The following is a 25,093-nucleotide window of genomic DNA, read 5'->3' as shown; positions in this document are numbered from 1 at the left end:
GACTGCCGTGACGCTCTAGGATCGTCGTGAGGGCCTTTAGCTCAGCTGGTAGAGCGCCACGTTTACACCGTGGATGTCGTCGGTTCGATCCCGGCAGGGCCCACCGAGAAGACCCGGGTTCAGCGCGTGGCTGGTCCGCCGCCGGGACCGGCCGACGATCCGTCAGTCGCTGAGAGGCCACGGCCATCCGGCTTCGTGGTCGCCGCCGGCTCGTCGATCCTCGATGTGCTCGCCGTGCCCATGGACAGCAGCATCAGCGCGCGCGCCGTTGCAGAGCCGGCCTCGCAGCCGTAGACGACGAGCTGCAGGCCGGGTGACCCCTCGACGGCGAAGGTGTGTGCGTCGAACTCCAGCCACCCGACCTTCCCGTGCTCGAACCGCTTCGCGGTGGTCGTCTTGCGCCGTACCCGTTGCGTGCTCCACCGTTCGGCGAACTCGGGGCTGGCGTCGTTCACGGCTGCGATGAGACGAAGGAGGCGCGGGTCGCTCCCGAACTCCGCGGTCGCCGCCCGCAGGCTCGCGACGGTTGCGTCTGCGGCGCGGGCCCAGTCGGCGTGGAAGTGCCGAGCCGCCGGGTCGAGGAAGGTCATCCGCACGAGGTTGTCGAATCGTCCGAAGGGTGCGTACACCGCACGTGCCAGGGCGTTCGCGGCGAGGACCTCGTGCGCGGGGTCGATCACGAACGCGGGGTGTGTCGACCACGAGTCGAGCAGCTGCCCGAGAGCCGGCGTCACCGACGTCGCCACGCGGGGGAGTCGCGGGGAAGCAACCAGTCCTGCCAACGAGAACAGGTGTGCACGCTCGTCGCCCTCGAGCTCGAGCCCGTCGGCGATGCCCTCGAGCACGGCGGCGCCGGGACTCAACTCCCGCCCTTGCTCGAGGCGCGTGTAGTAGTCGACGCTGAGGCCGCCCAGCACCGCGAGCTCCTCGCGACGGAGCCCGGGCACGCGGCGGACACCTCCGCCTGGCAGTCCGAGCGACTCCGGGGCGAGGCGGCCGCGGACGGCGCGCAGGTACGCTGCGAGGGTGAGGTCGTCGGCGGGCATGGGCACAGGACCAGGGTAGGTGGCAGGAGCTCCGCGTCCCTGGTCCTGCCGCACCCCGGCGGGACCGGGCCATGGTCCGGGGCTGCACGGGGCCGACGCTGGGAGCATGGACACCACCAGCACACCCCAGCCGGTTCACCCCTACCTCGGCCTCTGGGTCACCACCGATGGCCGCATCCGCCACGAGCTGCGGCCCGACGGCCGCTACGTGGAGGCCCGAGGCGACCGCGAGGCGGCCTACGTGGGCGCCTACGAGGTCGACGGTGACCACATCGACTACCGCGACGACACCGGCTTCACCGCGGACGGCGACTTCAGGGACGACGTCCTGCACCACGCGGGCATGGTGCTGCACCGACGGAAGGTCGTCCTCGTGACGGGCGCCTCGAGCGGTATCGGGCGCGCGACGGCCATCCGCCTCGCCGCGGCCGGCCACCCCGTCGTGCTCGGGGCCCGTCGCACCGACCAGCTCGACGAGCTCGTCACCGAGATCGAGGGGGCGGGCGGCACGGCGATGGCAGTGCCGCTCGACGTCACCGCCCTCGCCTCGGTGCAGGAGTTCGCGGCTGTTGCCCGGGCACGTTTCGGGCGGATCGACGTGCTCGTCGCGAACGCCGGCGTGATGCCGCTGTCGCCCCTTGCCGCAGGCCTCGTCGACGAGTGGGACAGGATGATCGACGTCAACGTCCGCGGCCTCCTCCACAGCATCGCGGCGACACTGCCCACCATGCTCGCGCAGGGCACGGGCCACGTCGTGACGATCGCGTCCGTCGGCGCCTACGACGTCTCGCCCACGGCGGCCGTCTACTGCGGCACGAAGTTCGCAGCACGGGCGATCACCGAGGGGCTTCGTCAGGAGTCACCGCGCGGTATCCGTGTCACCACCGTGTCGCCCGGAGTCACCGAGTCCGAGCTCGCTGCAACGATCACCGACGCTTCCGCCGCCGCCGCGATGGTCGTCTACCGCGCCGAGTCGATCTCTGCCGACGCGATCGCCCGCGCCGTCTCCTACGCGGTGGCCGAGCGACCCGACGTCGACGTGAACGAGATCGTCGTGAGGCCTGCGGCCCAGCGTTGAGTTGCTCCGCAGTGTCGCGGCGAGCCGCCATGCGAGGCCCGACGGGTGGCTGTCACTCCGAGAGGGCCATGTCTCGAGCGGCGATCGTCATCGAACGCGAGAGGCTCTGCGTGCCCGGGAGGTCAGAGTGATCGCGGCGAGAGCGAGGACGATCGCTGCGGCTGCGGCAATCCGGCCCACCTGCCGAGCGGCCAGCGCCGATGTCGTACTGCCGTTTCGTCAGGACGACATCGGCGCCCTCGGGGTGGGCCAGAAGAACACCGGCGCAACCTGGCCGGCCCTCACAGTCGCTACGACACAGATCACGAGTGCTACAACCTCAGTGCGATGAGGGCGACCGCCCACCGGAGTGCGGCTGTTCGACGCGTCATGAGATCACGGTGGCGGTCCTCGGCGGTCACCCCGGCGTCAGGTAGCGTCAGCGCCATGACAGGGATGCAGCGAGGCAGTCTGCTCGAACGGCTGATCGGCAAGCCCTTGCCGTGGCTCGTCTGGGTGTGGGCGGTCGTCGCGCTGGTCTGGCTCGTCCTGGCCGTCGTCGAACCGTCTCGGTTCCACACGCAGATGGCGGTCCTCTGGATCATCCTCGCTGCCGTGCAGATCGGCTCGGTGTCCCTCGCCCGTGCGCAGGCACGGAAGCGTGCTCGGAACGCAGGCAACCACTCGTAGCCGGCGCAGCGCCCGCGCCCGGCACACGTCGCTCGCATCGCTGGGCTGCACTTCGTCGTGCTCCGGAGATCGCTCTGCCGGTCTGAACAGATCCTGGACGTGACCCGGGCGGCGCGCCGCAGCCGGGACCCGTAGGCTCCGAGTCGGACCCACCGGTGCACGGGGCGCACGGCGGGATCCGAGGGGGAACCACATGTCCATCACATCCAGGATCACCACCGCGGGGACGGCGACCGTGATCGTCGTGCTCGCACTCTCCGGCTGCGCCGGGACCGGCACCACGGCACCGGGGACGGAGCGGGCGGCACAGCGGTCATCGGCACCGAAACCGACACAGGCACCGACGGAGACGCCGACCGCGGCGGCCACCGCCGACTCCGCCACGAAGGACCTCACGTTCGAGGACGGCGACGCGCTCTCGGCGAGCACGCTGCCCGCGTTCGGGCTCGAGGTCTCGGCGCTCGACGGCTGGGAGCAGACCGGCGAGGACCCGACCACCGGGTCGCGGGAGTACACGAACGCCGACGGTTCCGTGGCGACGATCACGCAGCAGCGGCTCACCGACCTCGACCCGACGATCGGGGACCGTGCCGCCACCGAGCAGCTGTTCACGGCCGCGGGGCTGCCGGCCGACCGACTCGAGGAGCAGCTGCTGCCGACGATCACCGGCGGCACCGCGCAGTTCCTGTCGATCGCGGGCCACAACACGGACGGGTCGTGGTCGGCGACCGTGGCGCGGGCGTTCGCGAAGCCCGGCGCAGCGCTCATCGTGAAGGTGCGGACGACCTCGCAGGAAGCGCTCCGACCAGACCTGCACGACATCCTCGTCAACGCGCAGGTGGTCGTCGCCTGACGACCCAGGCGACGGAACGGGAGACGGACGGGAGGCCCGGTGCCAGCTGGCACCGGGCCTCCCGTCCGTCTCGTGGGGACCCTGGGACGTTCGCCGCCGCCTCCGCGCCGACCGCCCGTTCCAGCCGCGCGAGGAGGGCGGAGCTGGGAACAGACTCGCAACGTCGTCGAAACACGCGCGCGGTGGGGTGGATGCATGGACGTCACCACCACGGATCGTGCTCCCGCTCGCTGGTACCAGTCGCTGTTCGTGCAGATCGCGATCGGCGTGGCCCTCGGCATCGCCGTCGGGGTCTGCTTCCCCGCGGCCGCGCCGGTGCTGAACGTGGTCGGGCAGGGGTTCATCCGGCTGATCGAGATGGTGATCGCGCCGCTCGTGTTCATCGTCGTGGTGACCGGCATCGTGCACGTCGGCGACCTGCGGTCCGTGGGCCGGATCGCCGGCAAGGCGATGATCTACTTCCTGCTCGCCTCGTCGTGCGCACTCGTGTTCGGGTTGCTGGTCGGCAACCTCGTGCGCCCCGGGGCCGGCCTGCGGGTCGACCCGTCGTCGCTCGACTCCTCCGCCGTGGCGGCGAAGACCGCGGGCGGTGCGGCTCCGGACGCTGGCACCTTCATCCTCGACCTCATCCCGTCGAGCGTCGTCAACGCATTCGCGACGAACGACATCCTGCAGGTGCTCGTCTTCGCGGTGTTCGTCGGCGCGGCGATCGCCGCGATCGGGAGCGACCGTGCGCGACCGCTCGTGCGGGGCCTCGACCTGTGCCTCGAGGTCGTCTACCGGATCCTCGGGTGGGTCATGCGCCTGTCGCCGCTCGGTGCGTTCGGCGCGATGGCGTACGTGGTCGGCCAGTACGGCATCGACACCCTGGGGTCGTACGGACTGCTCATCGCCGCCTGCTACGGCGCGGCGGCGGTGTTCATCGTGGCGCTGCTCGTCGGCGGGCGGCTGCTGTCCGGGGTGCCGATCTGGCGGTTCGTCTGGCACACCCGGGCCGAGTTCGGGCTGGCCCTGGGCACGGCGTCGACCGAGGCCGTGCTGCCGCGGATGATCACCCGGCTCACCGAGGTCGGCGTCTCCCGCAGTGTCGCCGGGCTCGTCGTGCCGACGGGGTACTCGTTCAACCTCGACGGGGCCGCGATCTACCTGTCGATCTCGCTGCTGTTCCTGACCCAGGCATTCGGGGTGCCGTTGACCCTCGAGCAGCAGGTCGCCGCGCTCGGGGTGCTCCTGCTGACGTCGAAGGGCATGGCCGGGGTGCCGGGCTCGTCGTTCCTGGCGCTGTCCGCCACGGCGACGAGTCTCGGGCTGTTCCCGGTGGCGGGTGTCGCGCTGCTGCTCGGAGCCGACCGGATCATGGACGCGATGCGGGTGAGCGTCAACCTGCTCGGCAACTGCGTCGCGACACTCGTGGTGGCGCGGTGGCAGGGCGAGCTCGACCGTGAGCGGGTGGACGCGGTGCTCCGGCCCGGGCGCGGGGTGCGGCCGTCGTCGGAGCCGGAACCTGCTGCGGGTGCTGCGGGTGCCGCGGGTGCAGCCGCGGTGTCGGCGCCGGTTCGGTGAGGGCCCTCGGCGCGGTCAGCGTTCGAGGACGGCGCGCTGCTGGTCGTACTGCTGGCGGGTCCGGCGGCCGCCCATCTTGCGGACGACTGCGCCGGAGGGGTCACGCGTGATCCGCCACCACACGCCGACACAGATCGCGTCGATGGGAAGGATCACGCAGAGCGACACGATGACGTGACGTCCGACATCGGCTCTCCACGGGAGTCCGGACAGCTCGAGTGCGGTGGTGACGAGGGCGGTGGTGACCAGGAAGATCGGGGTCAGCCAGAGCTTGCGCACGGACCACTGTCGGGCGGCGTCGAGTTCGTCCAGCCGGGCGAGCGGCAGCGTCGATCCGATGTGCTCACGGGGGTCGCCGCCGACGACGACCGCAGCGGGAGTCGTCGCCGGTACCGAGTCGCTGTCCGCCGCGGGACGCCACACCACGTCGTCCAGGTGCTCGACCTCGTCGTCGATGCGGAACCAGCCGCCTTCGAAGCCGTCGGCAGCGGCGTCGGGATCGGGGCGGGGCGTGGTCGTGGTCACGTCGGTCATCTTGGCAGCAACCCGGGCCGCTGCGGCACCACCGCTTCGGGGGTGGGCGGTGGCGTTGCTCGGGCCCGGGGCACGTTCTGCTGGCAGGATGTCCCCGACACCACGGGGCGGGGGCCGGCATGGGCACGGAACAGCAGGACTGGCGAGACCAGGGGGCGGGCCCGACGACGGGGCGGGGCAACGCGATCGCCATCGCGCTCGTGCTGCCGGTGCTGCTCGTCGTGAGCTGGGCGGTGCAGATCGGGGCGTACCTGGCGCGCGACTTCGGGGCGATCGACGACCGGCTCGGCGCCGGGGGCGTGTTGGCGCGGCTGGTCATCGGCGCCGTGCTCGCCGTGGGGATCCCCGTGGTCGTGCTCGTCGTGCAGGTCCGGGCTCGTCGACGCGAACCGCCGCACTCGCTGGCCGCCGTGGTCGCGGCGATCGTCGTGCTGGTCATCGCCGTACCGTGGAACGGCCTGATCCTGACGTCGCAGGTGCGGAGCATGGCCGCCGACGCCCGGCAGTGGGCGCAGCCGGCGACCGTCGCCGAGCGGCACTTCGCCGACGGCGACGCCCGGGCCACACTCGAGCGGATCGGGGACCGCACCGTGCGGATCCTCGGCGGCGACCGGAAGGCCGCGTACCGCGATGGTGAGCGAGCCGGTGGTGCGTACAGCGAGGAGTGCCAGCTGTCGAACGCGCACCAGGGAGTCCGGTGGCGGTACTGGTACCACCCGGTCAACTACACCGACGAACACGGCAAGGAACTCCTGCCCGAGGACCACACGATGATCGAGGGCGCGAACCGTGACGTGGCCGGCGTCCGCACGTACTGGGCCTCCGAGGGGATCGGTTCCCGCTCCGAAGCGGACCTGGTCCCCAGCCAGATCGCACCCACAGCGGACTGGCTCGAGAGTGGTTCGTCGTACACGCGGCCCGGTCCGGACGTCGACTTCCGCACGATCTGCCTGGTGCGCTGACCTCACTCACGGGCGGCCTCGTTGTAGGACTCGATCTGCTTGCCGGCCTGCTGCTCCGCGTCCTGCATCGTCGACTCGACGTCGGCGCCCTCGACGATCCGGTTGAAGGCTCCGATGACGGTGGCGCGCACCGTCGGGAACGCGCCGGTGATGCAGCCGGCCGCGGCGACGCTCGTGGGGTCGTCGGCCAGCTGCTTGTACATCGTGGCGATGTTCGGGTCGGACAGGGAGCGCTTGCCCACCGTGGTGTCCTGAGCGTCGGTGTTCATCGCGACGTAGCCGGTCGCCTTCGCCCACTCGGCCTGCACGTCCGGTGTCTGGAGCCAGTGGGCGAACGTGTACGACGCCTGCTGTTCGGCGGACGAGTGGCCCTTGCCGGAGATCCAGAGCGCGTTGCCGCCGATGACCTGCCCGGCGTCGTCGGAGTCCGACGTGGTGGGGAACCGGGCGACGACGGACTTCGAGCCGTCCGGGTCGACCGTCGTGTAGGCGCCCGACGAGGTCAGCAGCATCCCGACCTTGTTGCTCGAGAACGCCGAGTTCTGCACGGTCGAGTCGGTGCCGGGGTTCAGGGCGGCGCCGTCCTGGTAGAGCTTCTGCAGCGTGGTCATGAACTGCACCTGGGTGTCCGAGGTGAGCGAGACACCGGTGACCGGCTTGCCCTTCCGCCCGTTGTCCGGCGTGCAGAAGGGCTGGCCGCCCGAGGCGCTGAGCTCCTCGAGCATCCACGAGTCGCCCATGTTCATGCTCATGCCGTAGCCACCAGTCTCGGCGTGGATCTTCTCGGCCCAGGTCGCGACCTGCGCCAGCGTCTTCGGCGGCTCGGCGGCGTCGAGGCCGGCCTTCGCGACCAGTGCCTTGTTCAGGTAGAGCACGGGCATCGAGACCGAGAACGGCATCGCCGCCAGTGACTTGCCGTCGCTGTAGTAGGTGGCGGCGGCCGGGGCGATCGTGTCGGTGCCCGATGTCGAGCCGCTGATCTCCGCGGGGGACACCGTCTGGCCGGAGTCGATCATGAACCCGGTCGACACGTCGTTCATCATGAGCAGGTCAGGCGTCGAGCCGGACTGCACCGCCGCGGTGTACTTCGTCTGGACGGCTGCGTAGTCGCCCTGGAACGACGACTTCACGGTGATGTGCTGGTCGTTCTCCTTGTTGAACCGGGCGACGAGCGCGTCGAGCTCGGTCGCGGGCGGCCCGGACATGGCGTGCCAGAAGTCGACGGTGACGGGGCCCGAGCTGTCCGACGCGGAGCTCGACGTGGAGCACCCGGTCAGGGCGAGGACCGTGACGGCGCCGGTGGCGAGTGCGGCGAGGGCGGTGGAGCGACGTGCGGGCATGGTGCGTCCTTCGGGTGTGGGGCGGGCGGGGGTCAGGGAGGGGCGGGAACGTGTCGTCACTTGAGCGCCCCGGCGGTGAGGCCGCCGGCGAGGAACCGCTGGGCGACGAGGACGAGGACCAGGACGGGGAGGGTCACCATGGCGGCGCCGGCGAGGACCACGCCGATGTCGGCGGCCTCGGCGTCGGACAGCTGGGCGATGCCCACCTGCACGGTGCGGTGCTCCGGCGAGTTGGTGACGAGGAGCGGCCAGAAGAACCCGTTCCAGGCGGCCGTCGCGCTCACCAGGGTGACCGAGACGAGCGTCGGTCGGGTGAGCGGCAGGAGCATGGACCGGATGAACCGGAAGTGTCCGGCGCCGTCGAGCACCGCGGCTTCGCGCAGCTCGTCCGGGAAGCTCAGGAACGCCTGGCGGAACAGGAAGATCGTCAGCGCCGAGGCCACGAACGGCAGGAAGACGACCAGGAGCGTGTCGATGAGGTGCCACGACGAGACGGTCAGGTAGTTCGCGATCAGTGTCGTCTCGCCGGGGATCATCATGCTGGCGAGCAGGACGAGGAACAGGGCACGGGTACCCCGGAGCCGACAGAACACCAGGGCGTAGGCGGTCATGATGCCGATGACGACCTGCAGCACCGTCTGGGCGAGGGTGACGACGACGCTGTTCAGGAACTGCTGCCCGAGCGGAACGACCTGCGTGGCCCGGACGATGTTGTCGAGCGTCAGGTGGATCGGGACGAGACCGGCGAGGCCCTGGTCCAGGTACCGGGTTGGGGTGAGCCCGCCCTCGAACACGTAGTAGAGGGGAAAGCAGACGACGACGACCGCGATGACGAGCCAGGCGTAGACGAAGACGCTCCGGAGCCGGCGTGCGGTGACGGGACGCATCAGTAGTGCACCCGCTTCTCGAGTACGCCGAACTGCACCAGCGACAGCCCGAGGACCAGCAGGAACAGCACGACCCCGAGCGCGGCGGCGAGGCCGAAGTTCGCGCTGCCGGACCCGAACGCCTGTTGGTAGATCGCGTAGACGAGGGTCTTCGAGGAGTCGGCCGGACCACCGCCGGTCAGGATCTGGATCTGCCCGAAGGTCGTGAGTGCCTCGACGGTTCCGGTCACGACGACGAAGAAGAGCGTCGGCGTGACGAGCGGCAGGGAGATCGACCAGAGCGTCCGCACGGGCCCGGCACCGTCGAGGTGCGCCGCCTCGATGACGTCCTGGTCGATGGCGCCGAACGCTCCGAGCAAGAGCAGCACGGTGAACCCGAGCGACCCCCAGATCGTCACGACGACGACGCTCGCCAGGGCCCACTGCGTGCTCGTCAGGAACGGGACGGGCGCACCGCCGAACTGGGTGATCACCGTGTTCAGCAGCCCGTTGCCGGGTGCGAGCATCGCCGCGAACGCGACGGAGCCAGCCGAGACGGACACGACCATGGGTGCCGTCAGGAGTGCGCGGAAGACCGGCAGGCCGCGGAGCTGCACGGTCAGGGGGATCACGACGAGCAGACCGAACACGATGCGGCCGACGACCACGCCGACGCAGAAGACCGCGGTGGTCAGCATCGTCCGTCCGAACGCGGGATCGGTGAACGTGCGGACGTAGTTCTGCAGCCCCACCGAGCCCGCCGGCTGGCCGAAGATGTCGGTGCCCTGGGTGCTGAGGACCAGGACGCGGCCGAGCGGGTAGAAGACGAAGACCGCGAACGCGAGCAGCGCCGGTGCGAGGAGCACCAGACCGAGCCGGCGGTCCGAGCGCAACGAGGACCGGGTCGTCCGGGTCGTCCGGGGTGGACGCCGCGACTGCGGCGGCCGGGGCGACCGCGCTGTGCGCGGGGGAACGGCGACCAGGTCGGACCTGACGGGGACCCTCATGGGGCGGACTCCTCCGGTTAGGGAACGTTCCCTAACCGGGAACGCCTCCACTGTGCGGCGGGGGTCGGAGACCGGTCAAGGAACGTCGACCACCCGCCGTCACCCGTTCACGCCGCGTTCAACCCGTCCGTCGATCGGGTGCCGTCGTTCACCGCTCCACGCCGCGCGTTCACCTCGGGTTCGGTCCGGCGACCGGCGTGGTTCGCCGTCCAGGGGCCTCGACGTCGTAGAACCGGGGACCATGCGAACCGTTCCTGCTCCCCAGACACTCCGGGCGATCGCCGAGGAGGCCGCGCGCACCGTCGCGCCCGACCTGCTCGCCGTGTTCCGCGCCCCGATGACGATCAGCACGAAGCGCGATGCGCACGACGTGGTGACCCTGCACGACCGCGCCGCGGAAGAGGCGATCACGGCGGTGCTCACCGCGGCCGTGCCGGGCTCCGTCGTGCTCGGAGAAGAAGGCGGCACCACCGGCGGCACCGGCACCACCGGCAGCACCGCGGACCCGGTGGTGCGGTGGATCGTGGACCCCATCGACGGCACCGCGAACTTCGCCCGCGGACTCGCGTACTGGTGCATCTCGATCGCGGCCGAGGTCGACGGCGCGGTCGTCGCGGGGGTGGTCTTCGATCCCGTCGCGGACCACGTGTTCGCGGCGGACGACCACGGCGCCTGGCTCGACGGCGCGCCGATGCACTCGTCCTCGGGGCCGGCCGGCGCCGCGACGGTCCTGACGAGCTTCCCGGTGCAGCAGGACCTCGACCTGCTCGGCGAGGCCGCGGCGTTCGACCTGCTCCGGGACCTGACGCTCCGGTACCGCCACCACCACAGCCTCGGCAGCGGTGCACTCAACCTGGTGCACGTCGCCGCCGGGTGGTCGGACGTGACGATGGGCTTCGCCACGCACCCGTGGGACGTCGCCGCCGGAGCCCTGGTGCTCGAGCGCGCCGACGGGTGGTTCCGGGGCTTCCGTCGGGGCGAAGTCGTCGACCGCGCACACCTGGCGGACGACTACGTCGCCGCCGGCGCCGGGGAATCGCACGCCGAGCTGGTGCGCCGGGTGCAGGAACTGTCGGCGACGACCGCCGCCGACTGAGCCGCCGACCGGGCCGCTGGGCTGCCCGCCGACCGATTCGACGCGGCCGTCGCGAGCGGTCAGCCGAGCGGGTGCCCGGCGACCGCCCGCGCGGTGGAGCCACGCGGCAGCAGGCGCGTCGGGAGCACCTCGTGCCGGTCGCCGCGACGACCCCGGAGCCGCTCGACCAGGAGCTCGACCGCTCGCGCGCCCATCCGGACGCGGGGCTGGTCGACGCTCGTCAGATCGAGTCGTTCGCCGAGACCGGTGCCGTCGAACCCGGTCACCGCCGCCATCCGGGGGAGCGCGAGCCCCGCGCCGTCGGCAATCGCCACGACCCGCGCCGCGGTCGCGTCGTTCGTCGCGACGAACGCCGTGACTCCGTCACCGAGGTGCCGTGCGATCCGCGCCGGGTCGGCTGCCAGGGCCTCGACGTCGTCGACGCGGTGCTCGCCCGGTGCGCCGAGCTGCGCGGTGACCGCGGCGTGCGCGACGGCACGACGGGTCGTCGACGGATGGTCGGATTCCGCCACGAAGCACGTTCGTCGGTGCCCGAGTGCGGCGAGGTGGAGCGCCAGTGCGCGCATGCCCGACTCCTCGTCGGCGCGCACGGTGTCGAGTCCGAGACCGGCGAGGGCCGACCCGCTCGACCCGAGGACCGCGACCGGCAGGTCGCGCGCGACCGCGGCGAGCCGTGCCGGGGCGAGCCGACTGCTCAGGACCGCGACCCCGAGCACACCGTCGGCCGATCCGTGGGAGGCATGCAGGGCCTCCAGGCCGTCGGCCAGCCGGGCAGGGTCACGGAACGCGTCCACGATGCGGAGCGCGAACCCGAGGGTCTGCGCGGTCGCGCGTGCGCTCCGGAGCGCTTCGTCGTGGAACGGGTTCGCGGCCTCGGTGACGACCAGGCCGAGTACGAGCGGCGCGCCCAGCGCGCGTCGCCTTGCGAGCGGTCCGACCGGGAGGCCCAGCTCGTCTGCCGTCCGCACCGCGAGTTCCCGACGTGGTCGCGACACACCGTCGTCGCCCCGCAGTGCGAGAGACACGAGCGACCGCGAGACGGCGCAGCGCTCGGCGACGTCGCGGAGCGTCGCGGCCATGGTCAGGCGAGCTTCCAGGTGCGGACGTGCTCCCAGGTCATCGTCTGCCACCAGCGACCGGACCAGTCCGGGCTCGCGGTGCGGTAGAGCACGACGGTGTCGCCGCGGAACCCGGTCGGCACGTCGACGTCGAGCTCGCGGATGAACGCGCCGACCTCGTCGTGCAGGTCCGGTCGGCCGTACAGGTCGTGCGAGGCGAGGGAGAGGTGCGCGCGGTACTGCTCCGGGTCGTAGTCGTTCGCCAGCGGGACCTGCATCGGCTGCCGGAACGGTGCGACCACGGCCTCGATGTCGGCGGCGAGCCGGACGAAGTCGTCGTTGTGCGAGCCGTCCGGTCGGGTCGCGACGTCGTAGACGAACCCGATGCCCTGTGCACGGACGCCGGCGTTGTGGACGTCGAACGCCGGTCGGCCGTCGAGCAGTGCCGTGACGGCCGCGACGACCTGGTCCTCGTGGCTGCCGAACGGCTGGCTGCCGACGAGCGTGGCGTGCGGCGGGAAGGCGCCGGCCGACAGCAGGCCGTACTGCGCGCGGAGCTGGTCGGTGACGACCGTGACGGCCCGGCAGGTGCGGGCGTCCGGGCGCAGGTAGATGCCGTGGCGGTACGGGTCGCTCGGGTCGCGCGGCAGCTTGGCGGTGTGGTTCTGGGGCATGGGTCCGTCCGGGATCGGGGATGGGGAACGTTCCCGATGGTCGGGAACGTTCCCCATGATCGACAGGACGGGCTCGGATCTCACCCGTCGGTCCGTGACGGAACGGTGAACGATCGGTGTCGGCGACGACGCGTCAGACGCGCGCGGCGGTCCTGCCCGGCACCAGCGTGCCGTCGACCGCGTTGTGGGCGACGCCCGTCGAACGGCCGTCGATCTGGTCGACCACGTCGTCGACGGACAGGCGGCCGATCAGGTCGAGCGGCTGTCGCCACGAGGTGATCCCGAGCAGCTCGGTGGCGAGCGGCGCGACCCCGTCGTAGCCCGTGACCGACAGGTCGTCCGGGGCACGGAGCCCGCGGCGGCGCATCGACTCGAGCACTCCGACGGCCCAGCGGTCGCTCGGCGCCATGATCGCCGTCACGCCGCCGGCCCGGAGCACCTGTCCGACGAACGAGTCGAGGTCCTCGGGGTCTGCTCCGTGGTCCTCGGAGCGGATCCGGAGCACCTCGGCGCCGCGCGCACGGAGTCGACGCACCATCGCGTCGGTTCGCGCCGACTGTGTCAGGGACCCGGATGGTGTGACCGTCAGCACGGCGACGCGTCGGTGTCCGAGGTCGGCGACGTGGTCGGCGAGGCCGCGTCCGCCGCCGCGCTCGTCGCAGTACGCGCTGCTCACTGCATCGTTCGTCTCGGGGCGTCCGGAGACCACCGTCGGGATGCGTCGGGCGAACGGCAGGACGTCGTCGATGGGTAAGGCACCGCTGCAGACGATCAGCCCCTCGACGCGCAGGGAGACCAGGGTCTCGAGCGCCCGGCGTTCCTCGCTGACCGGGAACGACCCCGCACCGGTGGCGGTGACGACGCGGTACCCGCGCGCCGCTGCCTGCAGCTGGAACGCGGTCAGCAGGTGCCCGTAGAAGGGGGTGGAGGCATCGCGGACGAAGACCCCGAGGGTGTGGGTCCGGTGTGCCGACATGCCGCGGGCGTTCGCGTTCGCGACGTAGCCGAGGTCGAGGGCGGCGCGCTTGACCCGCTCGGTCGTCGACGGAGCCACGCCGTACGCGCCAGCGAGCGCGCGGGAGACGACCGACTTCGACACACCCGCCAGGGCGGCGACGTCGTGGATGGTCGGGACGGCGGGGTGTCCGGTCACCGCGCGCGCCGTTGTCTGGAGGACTGCACGACTGTCACGGTAGCCGGAGGGACGCCCGGAGCGGGCGACGGTCGTGGTGAACAGTTGGTCACGCCGACCGCCCGGGGGAGTCCGAGCGGTCGGCGTGGCTGTCGGGCTAGCGCTTCGTCGCCGGGCGACGGACCGTCAGGCGGTATCCCTTGGTCGTCGTGCCGTCCTGGGCCGTCACGGTGATGCGTGCGGTCCGGCCGGAGACGTGCACGGTGGCCACCGCGTTCGGGTTCGTCGTGTGCACGTGGACGTCGGCGGCCCGGAGCGTCCGGACCGGGGCCGTCACCGTCGCACCCTGCGACGAGGTGGCGGCGGGCAGGTGGACGCGCACGCCCGCGACCGCGATCGAGGAGACGGTGGCGTCGTCCGACACGAGGAAGCGCTCGCGCAGGGCGGCTGCCTCGTGCCTGGTCACGCCGATCGTGTCGGTCAGGTACGAGCCCATGCCGCCGTACTCGGTGGCGATGTCCTGCTCGAAGGTGCCCTGCAGCAGCTGCGGGGTGGCCCAGGTCACCCCGAGCTGCGTGTTCGAGAGCAGGTAGTCGTGCAGGATGTCGGCGCTCTCGACGCCGAGGACCCGGTCGAGCAGGTCCACCACGGTGCCGGTGCGGTCCATGCCGTGAGAGCAGTGGATCAGGACCGTGCCGCTGGTGTGCGTGGCGAGGATCCGGAGCACGCGGCGGTAGGCGGTGATCATCGACCCAGGGGTCGCCGGGTCGACGTGGCCCTTGTCGACCAGGTCGTGGTACATCGCCGTGTCGTCGCTGTAGTCGCCGTCCGCGCCGAACATCGAGATGTCGACGTGTCGTGCGCCGGGAATCGCGACGTCCGGCTTCGCGGTGATCTGGGACGGCGTGCGCAGGTCGACGACGAGGTCGACGTGGTACTCGTCGGCCAGGGTCGTGGCCCCGGCCGCGGTGATCTTGTCGAGTGACTCGGAGCGGATCAGCCGCGGGGCGTTCACGGTCTGACCGGACCGGCCGTGCACCGCGGCGAGCTCACGGCCGTTGACCAGCCCAGGGACGTCGGTGATCGGGTGGTCGGCGGCGGTGAACGCCGGCTGCAGGGTGTCGTCGGCGTGGGCGGCCGTGACGGAGAACGCGGCGGAGGCGACGACGGCAAGGCCGGCGAGTGCGGTCGCGGTGACACGGGCGGTGCGCGGGGAGTGGGTGACGGCGGAACCGGTGAGGGGGGAGCGGCGGAGCGGGGGCACGGGGCGTCCTCGATCTGATCAGGACCCGGGGGTCGCGGGGATCCGGACGCGGTGCCGTCCGGATCCCCGCAGGATCGCGAGGTGGGTGGTCGGCCGAGTGGCGGCGAGGTGGCCGGGGCGTGTCCGGGTCATGAGGCAGCGCTCAGTCGCCCGCCCGACAGCCGCGCCTCAGGACGCCGGGGCCAGCCGGTAGCGGAACAGCTCGGTGCGGACCTGCTGGACGGGCGTGTAGAGCAGCACCGTCGAGCCAGTGCTGCCCGTCGCGCCCGCAGCCCCCGTCGTGCTCCCCGAGATGATCCCCAACAGCCGGTTCGTGGTGCTGATCACCGGTCCACCGGCGTCGCCCGGCTCGATGCCGGCACCGGCCTCGGCGCGCGCAGCGGCAAGGTGCTGCACGCCCGGACGGCTTGCTGTCGGCACACGTGTGGCCGTCCAGGAACACAGCAGCCCGCTCGCCGCCCCGCTGGTGCAGAAGGGATCGGCATCCGGCTCGCCGATGCCGGTGACGGCGGCGCGTGTCAGGCCCCCGTCGACCCGGTTGAACACGCGACCCGATGCCCGGGGCGTCCAGGCCGCGACGGACGGGTCGCACGACCCGGTCGCCGCCCGCGCCCGGGTGCACGCCAGGGGCGGGACGACGGCGAGTTCGAGGTCTGACTCCGCGGACTGCCAGACCACGCTGCCGACGGTCGCGCCGTCGAGCCGCACGGGTGCCTGCAGCGGTGCGCAGTGCTTCGCGAGCACGACCCACCGGGTCGCTCGCTGGTACTGCTCGAGCTGGCTCCGGAATCCCTTGGCAGCCAGCACGGCACCGACCGTGCAGGTGCCACCGGGTACCCCGACCTCGGTGCCGGCGATGATCGGCGCTGCGACCCGGTCGGGGTCGCTCGTGGTGGCCGAGGCCGACGGCGCCCAGGTGAGGGTGGCTCCGACGACGGCCGCCAGGGGCACCGCGACGGCCAGGGTGCGGACGAGCGCCGCTTGTGCGTGGCGGGTCACGGGTCAGCCGAGGGTGCGAGTGCCGTTGACGCGGCCGATCACCGACAGGGTCTCCGGGTCGGCGAGCCGGGCGTGCCAGTGCAGCGTCGTCGTGCCGCGCGGCAGGTCCGGGAACGCCGCGGTGAAGCGGTAGTGGCCGCTGGCGCTGACGACGTCGTCCCCCGAGGTGACCTCGGTGATGTGCTTGTCGAACAGGCCGCGCGGCTTGCCCGGGGCGTCGTAGTAGACGATCACCAGGGTGCCGGGCTTCCCGGTCCCGGCGAAGGTGATGCCGGTGAAGCTCTTCCGGTCTGGTCCGCCGTGGGTCTTCGCGGTGAACGCCACGGCTGCAGCCCGGGGCGTGGTGTGTGCGGCGTGCGTCGTGTGGGAGATCGTTGCGGCTCCGGCCTGTGCGGGGACCAGGACGCCGGCGGCGAGCGCACCGCCGAGGGTGACGCAGGTCGCGAGCACGGTCAGGCGGCGGATCGACGGGGTGCGGTGCGTGGCCGGGGTGGATCGCATGGGGGCTCCTCGGTTCGTGGCGGTGCGGGCCGGGGCGGCTCGGCGTGCGTGAACGCTAACAAGCCGTCAGACGATCGTCTAGTGAACCCAGCAAGCTGAGGAGATCAGAGGCATTGCACTCCGCGTGACCGCTGCCCGTGATCGGTCAGACGTTCGTATGATGAACGAAGACCCGACCGAGGAGTGCGATGAACCAGCGGCAGCAGGCGAAGACCCGGACCCGCGAGCAGATCATCGAGGCCGCGGCGGCGGAGTTCGCGAGCCACGGCTACGCGGGGACCTCGTTCGCACGGGTGGCCGCCGCCATGGACCGCCCGAAGTCGGCGATCGGGTACCACGTGTTCTCCTCCAAGCACGAACTCGCCTTCGCGGTCATCGAGCGGCAGCAGGCGCGTTGGGCGGTGATCGACTCACGGATCGGCCAGCCCGCCGGGCTCGAGCACCTGCTCGTCATGCTCACGTCCGCGTGTTCCGATGCCATGCGGTGTCCGGTCGCTGCCGGGGCCATCCGGCTGAGTCACGAGCTCCGTGGCGCGGGAGAGGTGATCCCGCGGGTCTTCACGTGGGACGACTACGTCCGTCGGCACCTGTCGGCTTCGGGCGGAGGTGTCGGCCCTGTCACCGATCCCGAGTGGGCGCGTGCGGCGGATCTCGTGCTGACGTCGACCTTCGGGGTGATGTGGGCCCGGACCAGTACGCGGTTGACGCGCGACACCGTGGGGCAGCTCCGAGACCTGTGGGCCGCGCTGTTCACCGGGCTCGGACTACCGGGCGTGCACGCGCTGCTCGAGCAGGTGGAACCCGTGCGCGTGGGCGGGCACCCGGCCGAGGCCGAGGGCTGACTCCGGCGCGCGTGGCATCCCTGCCGTCCCGCCGGGGTGCCGGGCCTACTTCTTCTGCTCGGTGCCGTCCGGGTTCACGACGTACCAGACACCCTTGTCGCCCTGGCCTGTCACGTCCCCGGCCTTCTTGTCCCCGACGAAGGTGTAGATCGGTCGGCCGTCGATCGTGATCTGCCGTCCACCGTCGACGCCCGTGATGGTGCCGACCTTGCCGGTGATGCCGGTGACCTTCGGTGTCGCCGTCGTCGCCTCGATCGCCGGCCAGGCGGTCGCGCACGTGCCGGTACAGGTGCTCTTGCCGGAGTCCTTGACGTCGGCGTCGAAGTAGTAGGCGGTCATGCCCTTGCCGTCGACGACGACCTTGCCGAGCGAGGTCCCTGCGACGGTCACGTCGACCGAGGGTGACGAGTCGGTCGTCGTGGGTGAGTCGCCCTGCGCGGCGGGGGACGGTGAGGGTGAGGGTGCTGCGGACCCGGCCGTGGAGCAGCCGGTGAGGCCGAGGGTCAGGAGCAGTGCAGCCCCGAGCGCGATGGACGCGGGTCGGGATGACGGGGTGCGGTGGGGTGTCGACACGGGTGCTCCTCGAGGTCAGGTCTCGCCGCTGACTGCTGGCCAGACGTTCGTCTAGCGAACGTAACCGCAGGAGGCGACGGTGGCCAGCACCCTGCGCGGCCTCTCATCCCGCGGGCCCACGGAGCTGGTGTCAGGGGGCCGTCTGCTCGACGAGGTGGACGCCGTCGACGCGGCCGATGACGTCGAGTGACTCCGGGTCGATCAGACGGGCGCTCCAGGACGCCCGTTCGGCGTCGCGGGGCAGTTCTGGCAGCGTGGCGGTGAAGGCGAACCGACCGGTCGAACCGACGGTGCTGCTGCCCGGCTCGACCTCGGCGACGCGCTCGCTCCCGGAGTCGTCCCCGGGGCTGCCGTAGTGGACGACCACGACGGCACCGGGTGTGCCCATCCCGGCGAACCGCACCCTGACCACTCCGCTGGTGCCGACCGTCCGTGGTGGTCGGATCGCGAACCGGTGCGCACCACTCGTCACGGGAGGTGCCCCGAGTGCGGCGCCGAGTGCGCCGGATGCGCCGAGGCCGACCGTCTCGGGACCTGGCGTGGTCGGTGACGGCGCGGGGAGGGCGAAGGCGACGGCGAGCGCCGCGATGCCGACGGCGAGGACGATCGGCGCCGTCCGGACCCGATCGGTGCTCCGCGGCATGGTCGACCCTTCGTGGATGGTGTGCGGCGCAAGCCGCCGCTGCCCACGCTACCGGTCGGCCAGACGATCGTCTGCGCAGACCGACGGTGCCGACGCGGACACCCGTTCCCAGGAGCGGTACTGTTCCCCTTCGTGAGTGTTCGTCGCCGTGCTTCCCGTGTCGTCTCGATCGGGGTGGTGGCAGCCCTGGCAGCGTCGTTGACCGGGTGCGGCGAGGGCGCCGGCGTCGACAGCGACTACGCGAAGATCTGCCGCGACAACGCGACCGAGAAGCGGTTGCCGGACGACGACTGCAACAACCACGGCGGACACGCCGGCTGGTACTTCCTGCCGCTCTTCGTCAACCGTGCCACGAGGGTCCCCGGCGTGGGGGACGCGGTCTCCGGTGGTACGAGCGCCCTGCCTGCCGGGAAGACCGCGAAGGCAGGCGTCCCGTCCCGTGGGAGCTCCGTCACCAAGGGCGGCTTCGGCGGAGCCGGCGGACACGGTGGGTTCGGCGGCTGATGGAGCGCATCGAGTTCCCAGAGCGTCCGGACTGGCGGCGCCGGATCCAGCAGACGGGGCTGATCTACTCCCGGTCGGTCCGCGACGACGGCACGCCCGTCGAGTACTGGAACGACACCGCCGCGTACGTCTTCACGCTGCCGGAGGTCGAGGCGCTCGAGCGGCAGACCGAGGAACTGCACCGGATGTGCCTTGAAGCCGCGCGGTACCTCGCCACCGGCGCCCTCGGCACGCTGGGCCTGACGCGAGCCGGGTTCGATCTCGCCGCCTGGTCGCTCGAGCACGATGAGCCGGACCTGTACGCGCGGTTCGACCTGGCCTACGCCGGAGACGGTTCACCCGCCAAGGTGCTCGAGTACAACGGGGACACCCCGACCGGGTTGATCGAGGCGTCGGTCACGCAGTGGCACTGGATGCAGGACCGGCTCGCCACCGGTGAACTGTCCGCCGAGACCGATCAGTGGAACGGCATCCACGAGGCGATGGTGGCGCGCTGGCGGACGCTGCTGCACGAGTCCCTGCGCGCCGAGGATGGCGGCCGCCTGTTCGTGGCGCACTCCGATCTCGACACGGCGGGCGAGGACTGGGACACGGTGGCCTACATGCGCGACCTGGCAGGGGAAGCCGGATGGGAGCACACCGGCATCGAGATGAAGGACATCGGCTGGCACGCGACGGCCCGTCAGTTCGTCGGTGTCCAGGAGCCGGTGGGCTCGTCGCGGAGCGTGTTCGCGCTGCCCGGGGACGAGTCGGGGGCCCAGTACCCGGTGATCCGCAACCTCTTCAAGCTGTACCCGTGGGAGGACCTCGTCTCCGGTGACGACCGGGCGCAGGGTGACGAGGAGTTCGGCGCCTTCCTGGTCAGCGACCGCGGTCGGCTCGGTCGCTGGTACGAGCCGGCGTGGAAGATGTTCCTGTCGAACAAGCTGCTGCTCGTCGCGCTCTGGCGCTTGTTCCCCGGCCACCCGAACCTGCTGCCGGCCTTCGCAGATGGTCCGAACGGCATGCGCGACTTCGTCGTGAAGCCCGTGTTCGGGCGTGAGGGCGACGGCATCGCGGTCCACCGGTCCGACGGTTCGGTCACGACGAACGGTCGCGAGTACCGGCGGGCCGGTACCGGAGCCGAACGGGTGTGGCAGCAGTACCACGAACTCCCGGACTTCCCTGGGTCGAACGGGCACAACCACCCGGTGCTCGGATCGTGGGTCGTCGGCGGCGAGTCCTTCGGGGTCGGCATCCGTGAGTCCGACGGGCCGATCACGGACTACTGGTGCCGGTTCGCCCCGAACATCATCGCGCCCTGACGCCCGTCAGTTGACGATCTCGCCGCGTTCCTCGGGCGGGAGCGCGACGAGCCGTTCCCGCCACTGGCGCAACGCTTCCGGGGTGAGCCGCGTCCACTCGGTCTCCTCGCCGACCACGCGGAGCGGGAAGGCACTGCGGTACGACCGGGTCGGGTTGCCGGGGAACTTCTTGTCGGTCACGTTCGGGTCGTCGTCGAAGGGTCCGGTCGGCTCGACGCGGTACACACGCGGCTCGCGGTCGCCGGGCACGAGCTCGGCCGCGAGTTCGGCCGCGAGCCCTGCTCCGTCGCGGGATGCCGTGAAGTACACGTGGTTCATCACGACGTCCGGGCGGTAGTTCGAGCGGAAACCGGGGGACAGGAACTCCCCGGGCCGCAGGGCCGCCACGGTGCCGTGCCAGAACGGACCGGTCTCGTCTGCTGCTGCCATGACGTCAGCCTACGAACGGCTCAGCGCCGGCGCCCGAGGAGCGCGCGCCACCGCGGCTGTTCCGAGACGACGACGGCGATGCACAGGACCGTGACAGCGATCGCGACCGCCGTCGGCCACAGGACCCACGCCGCCGTGACCGCTCCCACGAGGTGCGCGAGGACCGACGCGATCGTGACCGCTCCCGGAGCCGCGACCGGCGGGTCGCCGCCGGGGCGGTCACCCGGCGTCCCGGACACCGCCGGCGGCACGACGAGGACCAGGACGGCGGCGATCGCGAGCACCGGCGAACGGGGCCACAGTGCCCAGGGCACGGCCACCCATGCGACGAGCTCCGCCAGGAACCGCACGCCGCCACGGAGCGGGTCGTGACCGACGGGCCTCGACGGGCGCGCCGCCGTGGACACGGTCACCGTGTCATCGCGGCACGGAAGCCACGATCCAGGAAGTCGACCATCCACGCGGCACTCGCGTCGACGTCCGTGTCCATCTGGAACCCACCGGACGCCTCGATCGTCGCGAACCCGTGCAGGACGCTGCGGAGCACCCGGAGCGCGTGGACCTCGTCGGCCGGGTCGAGCGGGTAGTCGCGGAGCGCCGCGGCGAAGGACGCCAGGGTGCGGCCGAGAGCGACCGCCAGGGGGTCCTCGGCGCCGGTCGGCCGGATGCTGACGGCCGCCTGGTACCGCGCCGGGTGCTCCTGGACGCTCCGGCGCACGGTCTGCACCGCCGCCTCGAGCGCACTCCGACCGCTGCGCCCCTGCATGGCGTCGCGGAGCGCGTCACCGAGCTCGTTCGCGCCGAGGATCGCGATCCTGTGGGTGAGGTCGCCGAGTCCGTCGACGTGCTTGTACAGCGACGGTGCCTTCACCCCGAGGCGGTCGGCGACGACGCTCATGCTCAGCTGGGCCAGGCCGATCTCGTCGGCCAGCGTCGCCGCGGCCTCGGTGACGGTCGCCGGGTCGAGCCCTGCCCTAGGCAACGGGACCTGCGACGGGCAGCGTGCGGGCGAGGAACGGCAGCAGCAGGGCGAGGAGCGCAGCCGGGGTCTCGGTGTGGGGGTAGTGACCGGCGCCGTCGATCACGGCGAGTTCGCCGAGGCCGTCCGGCAGGTCGGCGAGGATCCGCTCGCCCTCGGCGCGGGGCACGGCCCAGTCCGGATCGGCACTGCCCTCGACGACCAGCACGGGGCACCGGACGGCGCCCAGCTGCTCGCCGGCGTCGGCGGGCGACGTGCGGGTCATGGCACGGAGGACCGCCATCCGCTCCGGTTGCCGCAGGGTCGTCTCGATGCGGCTGCGCTCCGTCGCCCAGTCGGCGGGCTTGGTGGGGACTGCGATGTCGAGGTACGCGAGCCAGCCGGGCAGGCTGCCGCTCGTCATGACCCGCGCGAGCTGGACGGTGCCGGCGCGGTGTCGGCGGTTGCGCAGGAGTCCGCCCAGGTCGACGGACTGCTTGCGTGTGAACGGCGCCAGCTCCACGATGCCCGCGATCAGGTCCGGGGCGGTCGCCGCGGCGATCGTCGCCGCGCCCCCGCTGATGGACTGCCCGACGACCACGGCCCGGCCGCCGAGGTGGCGGGCGACCGCGACGAGGTCGCGTGCGATGTCGGCGCGCTCGTAGCCGGCCCACCCGGTGCTCGATTCGCCGCAGCCGCGGAGGTCCACGTTCGCCACCCGGTAACCGGCCGCGACGAGCTCCGGCGCGACGAAGCGGTAGGCGTGCCGGCTGTCGCCCATGCCGTGGGCGAGGACCACGAGCGGCCCTGTTCCGGAGAGGTCGTAGGCGATCGTGCCGCCCTCGGTGTCCAGGTGTTCGAGCATGTCGTGGCTCCTTCGGCTACGGGTAGTAACTCGAAAGCTAATGCTCGTAGCCAGAGTTGGCAAGGGGCAGGTGTCACGCGTCCAGGTCGAGCGTCGTCGACAGCTCGGGGAACGCCTGCGCCTGCTCGACGAGCTGCTGTCCCTTCTGCACGATCCCCGCCACGCTGTCAGCGCCGGCGGCGAACCGCAGCGGCGGCTCGGGCATCGCGATCAGCGTCAGCCACGGCCCGGACCGACTCCGGGTCGGTCACGTCGAGCGCGATGGCGAGCAGGCGCTCGTGGTCGCCGAGGACGGCGCGGACCCGCTCGGGGTCGCGTCCGGTCGCCACGACCCGAGGCCGGCTCCGAGTGCAGCCCGAGCGAAGTCGGTGCCCAGACGAGACGGCGAAGAAGGGCTGGGTCCCCGTCAGCCGCGCACTCGGATGGTGGCGGCACCGGACGGCAGGTCGCGCACCGCTCCGACGTCGTCGACGGTGCCGATCGGCACGATCCCCGAGAAGCTGCCGACGTCCGTGTAGTAGAGGACGATCGACTGGTCCGGCGCGTAGTAGGCGATCGTGCCCGCCGGCGCATTGCTCGTGCTCGGGGCACCGGTGGTGTCGAGCGGCGCGGGGATCCGGGCGATCTGCTCCTGGCCGCCGTGGTCGGCGAACGTCAGCGTCGCCGGCAGCCGGGCGGCCAGCGCGCGCGCCGTCGCGTTGTCGGTCAAGCGGCCGGTGAGGGTCTCGCCGTCGAGTTCGATGGTGATGTGCACGGGGTCGGCCTGCGTCGGGGTGGTGATCGTGGGATCTGCTGAACGAGACGCAGGCGCGGACGCAGTCGACGTCGCAGCTGCCGGCGCAGGCGCAGGTGACGCCGCGCGCTCGACGCCGCTGCACCCGGCGAGCGCCCCCACCACCAGCGCGACGACCGGAGCCAGCGCGAGCGGACCCAGCGGGACGAGCGGTCCCACGGCGGTACGGGGTCTGGTGCGGACGTGCATCGGGGCTCCCTCGGTTCGTGGACACCACCATCGAAGCCCCACCACCACCCGCCCAGTGAGGCTCCGGCGAAACGGGGTCCTGCAGAACCTCCCTGTCCGCCGGACGACGCCCCTACCGTCGGTCCGTGACCACGACGACCTCCGACCTCCCCACGACCGACCGGGCGACCGACGACCGACTGCCCTGGTTCCCGCTCGCCCTGCTCGCCGCGATCGGGTTCCTCCTGGTCGCCATGGAGACGATGCCGGCCGGGCTGTTGCCCGCGATCGCCGACGGGATGGGCGCGAGCGAGGGCACGGCGGGCCTGCTCGTCAGCGCGTACGCGATGGGCACGGTCATCGCCACGGTCCCGGCGATCGCCCTGACCCGCGGGTTCCGTCGCAAGCCGCTCATCGTGGCCGCCATCGCCGTGCTGCTCGTCGCGAACACCCTGACCGCGTTCGCGCCGAACGTCGCGGTCGCGCTGGTCACCCGGTTCGTCGCCGGCGCGATGTCGGGGACGATCTGGGGCATGTTCGCCACCTACGCCCGGCGGATCAGCCCGGCCCGCTCCGCCGGGGTGTCGCTCGCGATCGTCTCGACGGGCGCGCCGGTGGGGTTCGCGCTGGGCACACCGCTCGGGTCCTTCATCGGCAACGCCCTGGGCTGGCGGTGGTCGTTCATCGGGCTGAGCCTGGTCGGCATGGTGGTCCTGGCGCTCATCGCGCTGCTCGTGCCGGATGCCCCGGGGCAGACGAGCGCTGCGAAGCTCTCCGTCGTGAAGGTGTTCCGGATCCGCGGCATCGCGGTCATCCTCGCCGTGATCGCGACGTGGATGGTGGCCCACAACACGATCTACACGTACATCTCGCCCTACCTGCGGGCGACCGGCACCGACCTGAGCGCCGGGCTGGTGCTGCTCGTCTACGGGATCGCCGCGATCCTCGGCGTCGTCGTGATCGGTGCCCTGCTCGACCGGCACCCCCGACCCCTGCTGCACGGCAGCGTCGGCCTGTTCGTCCTGGCCGGTGTGGTCCTGCTCGTCGGCCACACGTCGCCGGTCGCGGTCCTGGTGGCCGCGTGCCTCTGGGGCATCGGCTTCGGCGGGTCGTCGACGCAGCTGCAGGCCGCTCTGACGACCGCCGGCGGCGAGGACGCCGACGTCGCGAGCGCGTTCCTGCCGGTCGCGTTCAACATCGCGATCTTCGCGGCTGGCCTGTTCGGTGCGGCCTTGCTGACGGCCTTCGACGGGCTGGTGCTCGCCGTGGTGATGATCGTGTTCGGGGCGGTCGCGGCGATCCTCACCGTCATCGGTCGCGGATCGGCGTTCCCCGCGAAGCTCTGACGCCACCGACCGCCGGCTGCGATCAT

At 71.8% G+C, this 25,093-nt stretch carries 29 protein-coding genes and 1 tRNA gene; 11 read left to right on the top strand and 19 right to left on the bottom strand.

The window, feature by feature from the left end:
* Positions 1-30 precede the first annotated feature (30 nt).
* A tRNA-Val gene (locus H7A73_RS11415) sits at positions 31-103 on the top strand.
* 16 nt (positions 104-119) lie between these two features.
* On the opposite strand, the gene H7A73_RS11410 is transcribed toward H7A73_RS11415, so the two are convergent.
* On the bottom strand, positions 120-1,046 hold the full coding sequence (locus tag H7A73_RS11410) for a helix-turn-helix transcriptional regulator (RefSeq protein WP_182066072.1): 927 nt from the start codon (positions 1,044-1,046) through the stop codon (positions 120-122).
* 106 nt (positions 1,047-1,152) lie between these two features.
* On the opposite strand from H7A73_RS11410, the gene H7A73_RS11405 reads away from it, so the two are divergent.
* From H7A73_RS11405 to H7A73_RS11390, 4 genes are all read left to right on the top strand, one after another.
* Complete coding sequence (locus H7A73_RS11405) at positions 1,153-2,124, top strand: SDR family NAD(P)-dependent oxidoreductase (RefSeq protein ID WP_182066057.1); 972 nt, start codon at positions 1,153-1,155, stop codon at positions 2,122-2,124.
* 426 nt (positions 2,125-2,550) lie between these two features.
* Positions 2,551-2,793 (top strand): hypothetical protein, encoded by a 243-nt coding sequence (locus H7A73_RS11400; RefSeq protein WP_182066056.1) that lies wholly within the window; start codon positions 2,551-2,553, stop codon positions 2,791-2,793.
* 193 nt (positions 2,794-2,986) lie between these two features.
* Positions 2,987-3,646, top strand: coding sequence for a hypothetical protein (locus tag H7A73_RS11395; RefSeq protein ID WP_182066055.1), 660 nt, complete (start codon positions 2,987-2,989; stop codon positions 3,644-3,646).
* A gap of 195 nt (positions 3,647-3,841) precedes the next feature.
* Entirely contained in the window at positions 3,842-5,209 is a 1,368-nt protein-coding gene (locus tag H7A73_RS11390; RefSeq protein ID WP_182066054.1) for a cation:dicarboxylate symporter family transporter, read from the top strand.
* A gap of 15 nt (positions 5,210-5,224) precedes the next feature.
* Here the strand turns inward: H7A73_RS11390 and H7A73_RS11385 are convergent, their stop codons facing one another.
* The gene (locus H7A73_RS11385; RefSeq protein ID WP_182066053.1) at positions 5,225-5,734 is read right to left on the bottom strand and encodes a hypothetical protein; all 510 of its coding nucleotides are present in this window, start codon (positions 5,732-5,734) and stop codon (positions 5,225-5,227) included.
* 128 nt (positions 5,735-5,862) lie between these two features.
* On the opposite strand from H7A73_RS11385, the gene H7A73_RS11380 reads away from it, so the two are divergent.
* Entirely contained in the window at positions 5,863-6,705 is an 843-nt protein-coding gene (locus tag H7A73_RS11380; RefSeq protein WP_182066052.1) for a hypothetical protein, read from the top strand.
* 2 nt (positions 6,706-6,707) lie between these two features.
* Here the strand turns inward: H7A73_RS11380 and H7A73_RS11375 are convergent, their stop codons facing one another.
* Genes H7A73_RS11375 through H7A73_RS11365 form a run of 3 tightly spaced genes read right to left on the bottom strand, consistent with a single transcriptional unit; the run spans position 6,708 to position 9,777 of the window.
* Positions 6,708-8,045, bottom strand: a complete 1,338-nt coding sequence (locus H7A73_RS11375) for an ABC transporter substrate-binding protein (protein WP_182066051.1) — start codon at positions 8,043-8,045, stop codon at positions 6,708-6,710.
* A 56-nt stretch (positions 8,046-8,101) separates the two neighbouring features.
* A complete protein-coding gene (locus tag H7A73_RS11370; RefSeq protein ID WP_182066050.1) occupies positions 8,102-8,932 on the bottom strand; it encodes a carbohydrate ABC transporter permease in 831 nt (276 codons plus the stop codon).
* The gene (locus H7A73_RS11365; protein ID WP_259362855.1) at positions 8,932-9,777 is read right to left on the bottom strand and encodes a carbohydrate ABC transporter permease; all 846 of its coding nucleotides are present in this window, start codon (positions 9,775-9,777) and stop codon (positions 8,932-8,934) included. The genes H7A73_RS11370 and H7A73_RS11365 overlap by 1 nt, the downstream gene beginning before the upstream one ends.
* 382 nt (positions 9,778-10,159) lie before the next feature.
* Between H7A73_RS11365 and H7A73_RS11360 the strand changes: the two genes are divergently transcribed.
* The gene (locus tag H7A73_RS11360) at positions 10,160-11,014 is read left to right on the top strand and encodes an inositol monophosphatase family protein (RefSeq protein ID WP_182066048.1); all 855 of its coding nucleotides are present in this window, start codon (positions 10,160-10,162) and stop codon (positions 11,012-11,014) included.
* Positions 11,015-11,073: 59 nt separating this feature from the next.
* On the opposite strand, the gene H7A73_RS11355 is transcribed toward H7A73_RS11360, so the two are convergent.
* From H7A73_RS11355 to H7A73_RS11330, 6 genes are all read right to left on the bottom strand, one after another.
* Positions 11,074-12,093, bottom strand: a complete 1,020-nt coding sequence (locus tag H7A73_RS11355) for a LacI family DNA-binding transcriptional regulator (RefSeq protein ID WP_182066047.1) — start codon at positions 12,091-12,093, stop codon at positions 11,074-11,076.
* 2 nt (positions 12,094-12,095) lie between these two features.
* Positions 12,096-12,746, bottom strand: a complete 651-nt coding sequence (locus tag H7A73_RS11350) for a 2'-5' RNA ligase family protein (protein WP_182066046.1) — start codon at positions 12,744-12,746, stop codon at positions 12,096-12,098.
* A 133-nt stretch (positions 12,747-12,879) separates the two neighbouring features.
* Positions 12,880-13,899, bottom strand: coding sequence for a LacI family DNA-binding transcriptional regulator (locus tag H7A73_RS11345; protein ID WP_182066045.1), 1,020 nt, complete (start codon positions 13,897-13,899; stop codon positions 12,880-12,882).
* Between the two features lie 136 nt (positions 13,900-14,035).
* Positions 14,036-15,142 carry a tyrosine-protein phosphatase gene (locus H7A73_RS11340; RefSeq protein WP_182066044.1) on the bottom strand — a complete coding sequence of 369 codons (1,107 nt, stop codon included), beginning with the start codon at positions 15,140-15,142 and terminating at the stop codon, positions 14,036-14,038.
* Between the two features lie 168 nt (positions 15,143-15,310).
* Entirely contained in the window at positions 15,311-16,141 is an 831-nt protein-coding gene (locus H7A73_RS11335) for a trypsin-like serine protease (protein WP_182066043.1), read from the bottom strand.
* A gap of 3 nt (positions 16,142-16,144) precedes the next feature.
* Positions 16,145-16,642 (bottom strand): hypothetical protein, encoded by a 498-nt coding sequence (locus H7A73_RS11330; protein ID WP_182066042.1) that lies wholly within the window; start codon positions 16,640-16,642, stop codon positions 16,145-16,147.
* Between the two features lie 188 nt (positions 16,643-16,830).
* Between H7A73_RS11330 and H7A73_RS11325 the strand changes: the two genes are divergently transcribed.
* Positions 16,831-17,484 (top strand): TetR family transcriptional regulator, encoded by a 654-nt coding sequence (locus tag H7A73_RS11325; RefSeq protein WP_182066041.1) that lies wholly within the window; start codon positions 16,831-16,833, stop codon positions 17,482-17,484.
* A gap of 45 nt (positions 17,485-17,529) precedes the next feature.
* Here the strand turns inward: H7A73_RS11325 and H7A73_RS11320 are convergent, their stop codons facing one another.
* Together H7A73_RS11320 and H7A73_RS11315 are read right to left on the bottom strand one after the other, a co-directional pair.
* Positions 17,530-18,057, bottom strand: a complete 528-nt coding sequence (locus H7A73_RS11320; protein WP_182066040.1) for a hypothetical protein — start codon at positions 18,055-18,057, stop codon at positions 17,530-17,532.
* A 130-nt stretch (positions 18,058-18,187) separates the two neighbouring features.
* Positions 18,188-18,700: a hypothetical protein gene (locus H7A73_RS11315; protein WP_182066039.1), complete on the bottom strand. Its 513-nt coding sequence runs from the start codon at positions 18,698-18,700 to the stop codon at positions 18,188-18,190.
* Between the two features lie 132 nt (positions 18,701-18,832).
* Here H7A73_RS11315 and H7A73_RS11310 point away from each other — a divergent pair, with 132 nt between their 5' ends.
* Together H7A73_RS11310 and H7A73_RS11305 are read left to right on the top strand one after the other, a co-directional pair.
* Positions 18,833-19,204: a tRNA-dihydrouridine synthase gene (locus H7A73_RS11310; RefSeq protein WP_259362852.1), complete on the top strand. Its 372-nt coding sequence runs from the start codon at positions 18,833-18,835 to the stop codon at positions 19,202-19,204.
* Positions 19,204-20,508 (top strand): glutathionylspermidine synthase family protein, encoded by a 1,305-nt coding sequence (locus H7A73_RS11305; protein ID WP_182066038.1) that lies wholly within the window; start codon positions 19,204-19,206, stop codon positions 20,506-20,508. The genes H7A73_RS11310 and H7A73_RS11305 overlap by 1 nt, the downstream gene beginning before the upstream one ends.
* Before the next feature lie 6 nt (positions 20,509-20,514).
* On the opposite strand, the gene arr is transcribed toward H7A73_RS11305, so the two are convergent.
* From arr to H7A73_RS11280, 6 genes are all read right to left on the bottom strand, one after another.
* On the bottom strand, positions 20,515-20,937 hold the full coding sequence (arr, locus tag H7A73_RS11300) for an NAD(+)--rifampin ADP-ribosyltransferase (RefSeq protein ID WP_182066037.1): 423 nt from the start codon (positions 20,935-20,937) through the stop codon (positions 20,515-20,517).
* Positions 20,938-20,957: 20 nt separating this feature from the next.
* Positions 20,958-21,350, bottom strand: coding sequence for a hypothetical protein (locus tag H7A73_RS11295; RefSeq protein WP_182066036.1), 393 nt, complete (start codon positions 21,348-21,350; stop codon positions 20,958-20,960).
* The gene (locus tag H7A73_RS11290) at positions 21,347-21,919 is read right to left on the bottom strand and encodes a TetR/AcrR family transcriptional regulator (protein WP_182066035.1); all 573 of its coding nucleotides are present in this window, start codon (positions 21,917-21,919) and stop codon (positions 21,347-21,349) included. Before H7A73_RS11290 ends, H7A73_RS11295 begins: the two co-directional genes overlap by 4 nt.
* Positions 21,912-22,823, bottom strand: coding sequence for an alpha/beta fold hydrolase (locus tag H7A73_RS11285; protein ID WP_259362851.1), 912 nt, complete (start codon positions 22,821-22,823; stop codon positions 21,912-21,914). The genes H7A73_RS11290 and H7A73_RS11285 overlap by 8 nt, the downstream gene beginning before the upstream one ends.
* 10 nt (positions 22,824-22,833) lie before the next feature.
* Positions 22,834-22,965, bottom strand: a complete 132-nt coding sequence (locus tag H7A73_RS18110) for a hypothetical protein (protein WP_259362849.1) — start codon at positions 22,963-22,965, stop codon at positions 22,834-22,836.
* Positions 22,966-23,166: 201 nt separating this feature from the next.
* The gene (locus H7A73_RS11280) at positions 23,167-23,514 is read right to left on the bottom strand and encodes a cyclophilin-like fold protein (protein ID WP_182066034.1); all 348 of its coding nucleotides are present in this window, start codon (positions 23,512-23,514) and stop codon (positions 23,167-23,169) included.
* Between the two features lie 353 nt (positions 23,515-23,867).
* Here H7A73_RS11280 and H7A73_RS11275 point away from each other — a divergent pair, with 353 nt between their 5' ends.
* Positions 23,868-25,067, top strand: a complete 1,200-nt coding sequence (locus H7A73_RS11275; RefSeq protein WP_259362848.1) for an MFS transporter — start codon at positions 23,868-23,870, stop codon at positions 25,065-25,067.
* The last annotated feature ends 26 nt before the right edge of the window (positions 25,068-25,093 follow it).

The sequence above is a fragment of the Curtobacterium sp. ME12 genome, assembly GCF_903970855.1.
In the GTDB taxonomy this organism is placed as follows: domain Bacteria; phylum Actinomycetota; class Actinomycetes; order Actinomycetales; family Microbacteriaceae; genus Curtobacterium; species Curtobacterium poinsettiae_A.
The sequence above is the reverse complement of the archived record's forward strand: the minus strand, read 5'-3'. Positions and strand labels throughout refer to the sequence as shown.

Excerpts from the sequence above, each read along its gene's own strand:
- H7A73_RS11370 (WP_182066050.1), bottom strand. The coding sequence starts at position 8,932 with ATGCGTCCCGTCACCGCACGCCGGCTCCGGAGCGTCTTCGTCTACGCC.
- H7A73_RS11380 (WP_182066052.1), top strand. The coding sequence starts at position 5,863 with ATGGGCACGGAACAGCAGGACTGGCGAGACCAGGGGGCGGGCCCGACG.
- H7A73_RS11405 (WP_182066057.1), top strand. The coding sequence starts at position 1,153 with ATGGACACCACCAGCACACCCCAGCCGGTTCACCCCTACCTCGGCCTC.
- H7A73_RS11360 (WP_182066048.1), top strand. The coding sequence starts at position 10,160 with ATGCGAACCGTTCCTGCTCCCCAGACACTCCGGGCGATCGCCGAGGAG.
- H7A73_RS11390 (WP_182066054.1), top strand. The coding sequence starts at position 3,842 with ATGGACGTCACCACCACGGATCGTGCTCCCGCTCGCTGGTACCAGTCG.
- H7A73_RS11355 (WP_182066047.1), bottom strand. The coding sequence starts at position 12,093 with ATGGCCGCGACGCTCCGCGACGTCGCCGAGCGCTGCGCCGTCTCGCGG.
- H7A73_RS11350 (WP_182066046.1), bottom strand. The coding sequence starts at position 12,746 with ATGCCCCAGAACCACACCGCCAAGCTGCCGCGCGACCCGAGCGACCCG.
- H7A73_RS11315 (WP_182066039.1), bottom strand. The coding sequence starts at position 18,700 with ATGCCGCGGAGCACCGATCGGGTCCGGACGGCGCCGATCGTCCTCGCC.
- H7A73_RS11305 (WP_182066038.1), top strand. The coding sequence starts at position 19,204 with ATGGAGCGCATCGAGTTCCCAGAGCGTCCGGACTGGCGGCGCCGGATC.
- H7A73_RS11375 (WP_182066051.1), bottom strand. The coding sequence starts at position 8,045 with ATGCCCGCACGTCGCTCCACCGCCCTCGCCGCACTCGCCACCGGCGCC.
- H7A73_RS11400 (WP_182066056.1), top strand. The coding sequence starts at position 2,551 with ATGACAGGGATGCAGCGAGGCAGTCTGCTCGAACGGCTGATCGGCAAG.
- H7A73_RS11325 (WP_182066041.1), top strand. The coding sequence starts at position 16,831 with ATGAACCAGCGGCAGCAGGCGAAGACCCGGACCCGCGAGCAGATCATC.
- H7A73_RS11410 (WP_182066072.1), bottom strand. The coding sequence starts at position 1,046 with ATGCCCGCCGACGACCTCACCCTCGCAGCGTACCTGCGCGCCGTCCGC.
- H7A73_RS11395 (WP_182066055.1), top strand. The coding sequence starts at position 2,987 with ATGTCCATCACATCCAGGATCACCACCGCGGGGACGGCGACCGTGATC.
- H7A73_RS11330 (WP_182066042.1), bottom strand. The coding sequence starts at position 16,642 with ATGCGATCCACCCCGGCCACGCACCGCACCCCGTCGATCCGCCGCCTG.
- H7A73_RS18110 (WP_259362849.1), bottom strand. The coding sequence starts at position 22,965 with ATGCCCGAGCCGCCGCTGCGGTTCGCCGCCGGCGCTGACAGCGTGGCG.
- arr (WP_182066037.1), bottom strand. The coding sequence starts at position 20,937 with ATGGCAGCAGCAGACGAGACCGGTCCGTTCTGGCACGGCACCGTGGCG.